The sequence below is a fragment of the Desulfosporosinus sp. FKB genome (assembly GCF_002196705.1).
Classification (GTDB): Bacteria; Bacillota; Desulfitobacteriia; order Desulfitobacteriales; family Desulfitobacteriaceae; genus Desulfosporosinus.
Window position 1 is genome coordinate 156564 of the sequence record NZ_NADJ01000013.1, and the last position, 6828, is coordinate 163391.

At 41.5% G+C, this 6828-nt stretch carries 3 protein-coding genes; all 3 read left to right on the forward strand.

The genetic code is table 11. The features are described 5' to 3' along the window. Positions 1–113 precede the first annotated feature (113 nt). The 3 genes from B5Y67_RS04165 to B5Y67_RS04175 all read left to right on the forward strand — a co-directional run bounded on the left by B5Y67_RS04165 (position 114) and on the right by B5Y67_RS04175 (position 5693). Positions 114–1493 carry an MFS transporter gene (locus B5Y67_RS04165; RefSeq protein ID WP_088225268.1) on the forward strand — a complete coding sequence of 460 codons (1380 nt, stop codon included), beginning with the start codon at positions 114–116 and terminating at the stop codon, positions 1491–1493. Positions 1494–1630: 137 nt separating this feature from the next. After that, positions 1631–3514: an aryl-sulfate sulfotransferase gene (locus tag B5Y67_RS04170; protein ID WP_088225269.1), complete on the forward strand. Its 1884-nt coding sequence runs from the start codon at positions 1631–1633 to the stop codon at positions 3512–3514. Positions 3515–3902: 388 nt separating this feature from the next. Further along, positions 3903–5693 carry an arylsulfotransferase family protein gene (locus tag B5Y67_RS04175; RefSeq protein WP_088225270.1) on the forward strand — a complete coding sequence of 597 codons (1791 nt, stop codon included), beginning with the start codon at positions 3903–3905 and terminating at the stop codon, positions 5691–5693. The last annotated feature ends 1135 nt before the right edge of the window (positions 5694–6828 follow it).

The following is a 6828-nucleotide window of genomic DNA, read 5'->3' on the forward strand; positions in this document are numbered from 1 at the left end:
TTCACATTTTGAGGAAAAGTGAACGCTTATCGCGAAAAAAGGGAGGGAATAACAGCCTTAAAAAACTAGACTTAAACAGCTTCCATTTCCTAAAAATATAAGGAGGTAGGTTAATGAAAACTGAAATCACTCATAACAGGTCCATACTTAACGAATCGAGAGATTCGAATACACCTAAAAAAATCAATAACTATTTTGATGGATTAGAAGTTTCAACTTCTCACAAGATATTATTTTTTATCATAATGATGGCCTATTTCTTTGAGCAAATGGATAACTGGAACTTCGGTTTTGTTGCTCCGGCGTTAATGAAAGCATGGGGACTTAACATGGCGAGTGTGAGTAAAATTACCTTTACTTATTTTATGGCAATGACTTTGGGGGGACTAACGGGCGGAATCATCTCTGATTTTATTGGCCGAAGAAAAACGTTTCTTGGAGCAATCTTTTTGTTTTCAGTCGCTTCCATTGCTAACGGATTTGCAAGCAATTTATCTATGTTTATAGTGACCAGAGCACTTACGGGCTTCGGTATCTTTTGTTTAATGGTTACCTCACAGGCTTATATTGCAGAAATGACTCCTTCAGCAACCCGTGGTAAATGGCAAGGTCTAACCGCTTCAGTCGGTTTCTGTGCTGCTCCGATTGTTGGTGCGTTGTGTCGGGTTATTATCCCCTTAAATCCTGAAGCCTGGCGCTATATTTTCTATTTCGGTGCTCTAGGTTTCATTGCTTTTGCAATAGGGTTGAAATATCTTAAAGAATCTCCGCGTTGGTTAGTAACACAAGGGAGATTACCTGAGGCAGAAGAAGTCATTGAACAGATCAGCGGCGTAAGAGTTGATTTAAGTGAAGCGGCTACTAAAGTCGTACCTCGTGATAAACCTATGGAAGTGCTCAGTGGCATGTTTTCTGCGAAGTATATTAAACGTACTCTTGTATTGCTTATTTTTCTTTTGCTGACCACGCCTGCCGTGTTCGTCGTAACCAACTGGACTCCAACACTGCTTAACCAAATGGGAATGAGTGTAACGGACAGTTTGCAAGCTTCATTTATCTTGATGATTGGTGTTCCTTTCGGATTGTTCATCTCATCCCTTGTTTCCGATAAAGGTGGCCGAAAGATTCCGATCGCAACACTCTGTATTATTGGCGGTGTGTTAGGAATCATTTTTGGACGAGTAAAAGGCTTCTTCCCGATTGTCACCATTGGATTTTTCCTAATCGCTTGTTTTATGGCGATGAGCTTTATTTCTTTCAGCTATATCGCAGAGTCCTACCCCACCAAAATGCGCAATACCGCAACAGGAGTTCATAATGGGGCAGGGCGTTTGGCAACATCCGTTTTCCAGCTCATTATTCCGGTTCTTTTTGTCCAGTATAAATTTGTAGGAGTATATAGTGTTGTTGCACTCATGTTAGTGATTCCGGTGATTGTCTTACTGGTTTGGGGAATACGTACCGGAGGCAAGTCTTTAGAGGAAATCAGTTAAATGCGCAAGTCCTTGGGGCCATGTATGGTTTTCTACCCTTTAATTTTGGATGACTGTAACTTACATTGCAGAGATAAAAATATAACAAGGTTATGATCGAATTAGACAATCAAGAGAAAAGGTTAGGAGTGATTCGTTTGAGTAATCTCTTAGAGACGGAAAAACACCTCATCACTTTGCAAGCTGAATCCGAAGAAAAGTTCTTAACCGAGCTTCGATCCGGGCACTATACTTTAGAAAGTCCACTAGTGGTCAAAAATCCGTATCTTATTAATCCACTGGCTGCGGTCGTTTGCTTTAACACGGATGAAGAAACAACTGTACAAATCACCGTACTAGGTAAGGCCGTAGAGGGAGATCTAACCCACACCTTTGCCGCAGCCCAAGAACATGTATTACCGATTTTCGGATTGTACGATAATTATATCAACACGGTCGTTTTAACCCTTGGTAATGGAATTACATCACAAGTTTATATTGAAGTTGCAGAATTAGATGTAAATAGAGCCTTATATTGCCATACCTCACCGGAGTATTTTGGTAAGGATTTAATGCTTATTTCGTCAACGACACCTCTGATTGAATCGGCTAAAACGGTCGGTTTTGATTATGCAGGCGATTTACGATGGGTGATCACGAATAAGCAAAGTTGGGACATTAAAAAGCTGGCCAACGGAAGACTTTTGTATACTTCTTACAGAACAGTTCAAAAACCCTACTATACCGTTGGATTGATGGAAATGGACTTTTGCGGAAAAATCTACAAAGAATACCGCTTGCCGGGCGGCTTTCATCACGACGCTATTGAATTAGGGAATGGCAACTTATTGGCTGCTTCAGATAACAACTTTAATATTTCGGTTGAGGACTATCTCGTTGAAATCGATAGGAAGACAGGAAAAGTCGTGAAGTCTTGGGATCTACTCGAAATCTTACCGAGAGAGGAAGGAAATGCCGGTGACTGGAATCATCACGACTGGTTCCATAATAATGCCGTTTGGTATGACAAGGCAACAAATTCGATTACCATGTCAGGTCGGCACAAAGATGCAATTATTAACTTTAATTATGATACAGGGAAACTGAACTGGATTCTCGGGGACCCCGAAGGCTGGGGCGAGGAATGGCAAAAATATTTCTTTAGGAATGTCACCAAGGGTGATTTTGATTGGCAATACGAACAACATGCTGCCCGAATTTTACCCAACGGAAATGTATTTGTTTTTGATAACGGAACGTATAGATCCAAAAGCGAAGCCCATCGTGTTCCGCCTGATGAAAACTTCTCCCGAGGGGTTATTTATAAAATCGATACGGAAAAAATGGAAATCAAGCAAGTCTGGCAATACGGTAAAGAAAGAGGTTCTGAATTCTATTCACCTTATATTAGCAATGTGGATTACTATGGTGAAGGACACTATATGATTCATTCAGGAGGAATTGCCACTTACCGTGGTAAGCATACCGACGGTTTAGGAGCTATGCTTTTGAATAAATACAATGAAGAACATATCCATCTTACCCTCGAATCGATAACGGTTGAAGTGCAAAATGATGAAGTGAAATATGAACTTAAAGTTCAAGGGGGCAATTATTATCGTTCTAGAAGGCTTTCCTTATATGATGAAACGACCAACTTTTCACTCGGTAAAGGAGAATTCCTGGGTGGATTTGGCGTAACTCCGGAGGTTGGATTTAAGGTTAAATTTAAAGATATTGAGGGAGGTGTGCCGTCTAAACATAACGTATCCTTAGTACTTGAGGAAGATCGATTGGCTCTTCGCGCGACATTAAGGGAAGGATCTGAGGTTTTTCTTGAATTAAAAGGTGAGAAAGAATCTAAGTTCTATTCAGTGCCCACGGTTGTTCATGATGTGACTGCGGCCTGTGTTTCCTTTGAAGAACAAAGCGATAATGATTTCCAATTCTACGTGAGTAGAGAAGGATTATCCGGTGAATTCAAAATCTATTTGAATATTGATAATAATCGCTATGATACTCAGCTTATTGCGAAACTATAAGACGACAAAAAACTTATTAAGACAATAATAATTTTCAATTTTACCCTCTAATATGTATGTATAAACGCCTTTGAAAATTACATTGACCAAAACCTGGGAAAAAAATAATTCGAGTCTGTAGTTTGCATTACTTTCTTATAGTAAGTGAAGCACTATACTTATTTTTGTGAAATATAGAATGTGTGACAGGAAGCTATTTGCTTTCTTAAAAGGTGGTGAGTGCGACATTTATGGTACAAAAAACTAAATAAAAATCTTAAAGGAGGGAAATGAAGTATGAGGTTATTTTACTAATCCCCAACATAGGAGGGTCCAAAAATAATCATAAGTTCTCAAAAGAAGGACAAAGCAAGGTATTTAATTGTCCGCATTAAAAGGAGAGTAGAGTATGAAAAAACGGTTATTCACGATTTTTCTGTGCACACTTTTCATCGCGATGATGATTCCGTCATCAGTTCTTGGTGCGGTTGACAACGCGCGAGGTCTCAACTATGATACCTTCGATTACGCGGCCGATATCGCGGCGATGAACCCTAAAAATGACGCTTTCACCACTCCGGATCCCGCCGAAGCTTACGGGATTACCGTGACGGATGATAAAGGAGCGACCGGCGTCCAACTGAGCGATCCCAAGAGCGGGGCGGACGGCAAAAATTATTATCTGAACGCCATGGTGGCGGGAAATGATCTGAAGTTCAAGAGTAAGGATCTGAACTTTAAGGATAATGTCACCGTGACCTATGACGGGGTCACCCAACCGGTCAAGGCCGCCGGCAAGGAGTTTAAATTTACGCCGCAGCCGATCAATATCGATAACCCGGTAGATGAGATTATTAATATTGCTATCAACGCCGATACAACGATCCATGTGCACATGGTGAACGACCGCTTTGCTGACTTTAAGGTGCAGCAGACCACGGAACCGGAAGCGGGCGTGTATACCTTCGCGATCAACGGCATGTTGTACCGCACGGATACCAAGAGCAATCTAGTCTATTACCGGGTCTGTTGGAATGACATGTATAACGGTGTAGACAACTTTCCGAACTTCAAAGTGTTTGATACTAAGGACGGCCGCTTCTATACCTTCCATGAACAACTTAATTTCAAAGATTCCTATGGTTATGGTTTCGGGATGATCGTGGTTATGGACAAATTCTACCGGGAAGTCAACTATATCACCCTGGCAGCCAATGACGATCCGGCACATCAGCACGGGGAAGGCTACCTGGATTTCCATGAATTCCAATTGTACGGTCAGAATGACTATTTTGCTTTCAGTTATATGCCGCTGCATGTATACAACGTGCCCGATGGCCTAGGACTGGGGAAGAATAACAATGAAGCGCTGGTATTCGCAGGAATCTGGCAGGATGTCCAAAATGGCAAGATCGTGCATGAGTATTGCACCGCCGATTATCCCAATTTGTATAAGACCTCAATGGCGGGTAATAACTTTAAGGCAGCAGATCATGATAATGACGGCAATATCGATCCAGGCCTGGCGATCAATGGCACGAACTATATGGATTATGTCCATTGCAACTCCCTGAATATTGACCCCAAGGATGGTAATTTCATCGTTTCTATGCGCCACCAGTGCTCTGTCTTTAAATTCGACCGGAAGACAGGCAAGCTGCTCTGGGTGCTAGGGGGCAAAGGCAATAACTTTACGTATGCCGGTGATCCGGCTAATGATCCGACCGCCCTCGAAGGGGCGCCCGCCGTACCGGAACTAACCGACGCGAACGGCGGACTGCACGACTGGCTTCTGAACGGCCAGCACTACGCGCAGTATATGGATGCGTCAATCGCGGGTAACTTTAATACCATCTCCATTTTTGATAACCATGCCGGAGTGAATACGGTACCAGCGCAGCCGTCAGGCCTGGACAAAACGCGTGGCCTGGAACTGGTTCTCAACGAAAATAACCTGACCTATACGGTGGCCAATAATTTCAAAGGTTCCGGTTTTGACGCGACTATCGGCGGACCGTCCCACAAGGCTAGTTCCCAAGGCAGCTTTGCCCCCTACTCAAAGGATTGGGCTCTGCTGGGCTGGGGCGGCAGTAACTCAAATATCTTTACCGACTTCGCGGTCAGTAATCCCTATCATCAGTATTATAACCTGACCGTAACGTCGGGAACTTCCTACCGCACCTATAAGAACAAGTATTGATGGTGCCAAGCCTGTTTAATTTATGGTCATAGTATGGTCAAATGATTTAAAAAGACTGAATGTTAGAATATTAGTTGGGTGTCGAAAACTACATTTTAAGTAGACTACGATACCCGCTTTTTTATGTAAACAGTAGTTATGCAGTTTCAGTGTTTGAAACTGGGGATAAAGTACAGATTATGGATTACCTGAAACGTGAGTCTGCTGCCACTACATATGCAGAACTTGAGAATTGATGAACTCAACATTTGGAGTGATACGGCGTTCAGACAAGAACTGAAGAAAGCATCGCTGGTCATGTCGATACGACGAAACGGTGAGTAGGGAGTGACCTTTCGCCTCCACATACTCTAGGAACTCTTGATACGCTTCTGAAAAATCCATAAAAAAAACTCCGATAAAATATTTTTTATCAGAGGAGATGAGGAAAATCGGCCATGCAACTTTATGCATTCCCAATGTATGTTCCTTATAACCCGGTAAACCTAAAAGCCTAAGATTCGTATAGCTCGGCTTATGGGGTGGCTTTACGTGCATAAGCAGTTAAATTCTCACGGCTGATTGTGGTTTCGAAACGGAACGGTTCGCCTCCACCAATCAAAACCACAATTATGTAATGGAAGCTATGTTGTATGGTGATAAAGATTGGGTAGAAGTAAAAGATATCACCAAGTATGGCAGTATTATGGTAATCTGCTCTCTTATTATGTATTTAATAGTGGCAATACCTTTAATAAATATAATCTTTTAAATTGATCCAAGGGGCAACCAACCACTTGTTCATCCAATAAGAGTTACTGATTTATGGAAAGATGAAAAAACAACGTTACGTTGAGTACGGGAGAATTGTTTGGAGACTTTGGAGTAACACTTGAGTTTGGTAAAGTTGAATTTAAAGAAATTACATTATGGATTTCGTTTGTAATTTGAAGATGTTTCAGTATTAAATATTTTTATAACTTTAATTGTTAAAAAAGTAACATGTGTTATCAGTTATCTTCTTCTTTAAATTTAAGTTTCGCACCCTGATAGGAGTTATTTCCCGGCGGAAACTTGGTCACCAGTTTGAGTTCTTGCATCTTAACTCAGACAATTCCATTGGAATTTTACTGTTTAACAAGCTTTATCAAGCATT

Excerpts from the sequence above, each read along its gene's own strand:
- B5Y67_RS04165 (WP_088225268.1), top strand. The coding sequence starts at position 114 with ATGAAAACTGAAATCACTCATAACAGGTCCATACTTAACGAATCGAGA.
- B5Y67_RS04175 (WP_088225270.1), top strand. The coding sequence starts at position 3,903 with ATGAAAAAACGGTTATTCACGATTTTTCTGTGCACACTTTTCATCGCG.